The organism is Vibrio sp. 10N.222.49.C9, assembly GCF_041474985.1.
In the GTDB taxonomy this organism is placed as follows: domain Bacteria; phylum Pseudomonadota; class Gammaproteobacteria; order Enterobacterales; family Vibrionaceae; genus Vibrio; species Vibrio crassostreae_C.
The window spans coordinates 1-1,486 of the sequence record NZ_JBFRVD010000108.1 but is presented as its reverse complement, the minus strand read 5'-3'; the positions used below and the strand labels follow the sequence as shown (position 1 = coordinate 1,486).

General features: G+C 43.8%; 1 protein-coding gene. It reads right to left on the bottom strand.

Translation table 11 applies throughout. The annotated features are described in order from the left end of the window. Positions 1-132 precede the first annotated feature (132 nt). A complete protein-coding gene (gltS, locus tag AB4585_RS22145; RefSeq protein WP_017061004.1) occupies positions 133-1,341 on the bottom strand; it encodes a sodium/glutamate symporter in 1,209 nt (402 codons plus the stop codon). Between the last annotated feature and the right edge of the window lie 145 nt (positions 1,342-1,486).

The following is a 1,486-nucleotide window of genomic DNA, read 5'->3' as shown; positions in this document are numbered from 1 at the left end:
AATATCAGTTGACCACTACAATTACACCTTTCAAACCGTCACTCCTCTTCTGAATATAGTTTTTGATGTCTTGAGTAAATTTTAAAGTCAAAGTACTGAACTTTGGTAATCCCCTTTGATGGGGAAGATCCATCAAGACATGAAATGTAAGAATGTCTCTATAACGATTAGGTTTGAGAGATCGATAAAGAACGCACCAATTAACGGCACGATAAAATACGCTTGTGGCGATGGGCCGTAGTAACCCGTGATACCATTCATATTGAGCATGGCTGTCGGTGTCGCACCCAAACCAAAGCCCGCATGACCACTTGCCATCACCGCGGCATCATAATTTTTACCGAGTAGCTTATAGGTAACGGACGTAACAAACACAATAGTAAACAATGTTTGAATCGTTAGGATAACCACCAGCGACAACGCCATATCAAACAGCTGCCAAAGTTTGATTTCAAGCAATGCCATAGATAAGAAGACACTTAGGGCAATTGAGCTTAAACGTGCCACTTCGACCATCGCAATCTTGGCAGGTTTGCTCTCGCTAAATAGTGTTGAGAATAGTGCACCAACAAATAACGCATAGACGAAATTTGGCACCATGTTCAGCCAATGCACATCGAGCACAAGCACTAAACTATGTAGCATTTGGCTGAGCTCAACACAGCATGCTAAAAGAACAACGCTTCCGATGCCATGTAGTACATTGCCCTTAGTCGGCATGTGATGGGCCTTTTTGTGTTCCACATCTGCTGCATGTACGTTCGGTGTTGAAAGTTGATTTTTTTCAACCAAATACGTGCCTAAAGGCGCTCCGATAATACCGCCAATCACAAGACCAAAAGTGGCACAGGCCATCGCGATTTCGAGTGCATTATCGACACCAAAATGGTCATGAAACATCGACGCCCATGCAGCACCTGTACCATGCCCACCTGATAGGGTGATAGAGCCCGTCATCAGTCCTAGCTTAGGATCCAGCCCTAAGAACGAGGCTGCAGCGACACCAATAGCGTCCTGAAAAATAATATAAACAACGGCGATTCCGAGAAAGACAACGAACAAGCGTCCACCTTGGAATAGCTGCTTGATATTTGCGCTTAAACCAATGCCTGCGAAAAACATCAGCATCAACGTCTCTTTATAAGGAAGTTCAAATTCGAACTCCATTCCCATGCGATATAAGCAAGTAGTAATTAAGGCTGCGATGCACCCACCAATCACCGGCCCTGGGATATGATATTTACTTAATATTGGTGTGTGTTTTTTGGTTACCTCACCAAACAACAACATCAAGAGTGCCAAAATGGCAGATTCAACGGCATTTACAGAAATTACATTCATTATCACGACCTAAACAACCGAATAAAAAAGCCCCGACTTGACGGGGCTTATATTTTCTAGCAACTACGAATTACGCAGAGAACTCTTGGAAGTACTCATCCAACACAGTGCGTGTTGCACGGCCAATTAGCTCGTACTCGTGGTG

What these genes read in the sequence shown, in the direction of transcription:
- gltS (WP_017061004.1), bottom strand. Translation starts at nt 1,341, where the DNA reads ATGAATGTAATTTCTGTAAATGCCGTTGAATCTGCCATTTTGGCACTC.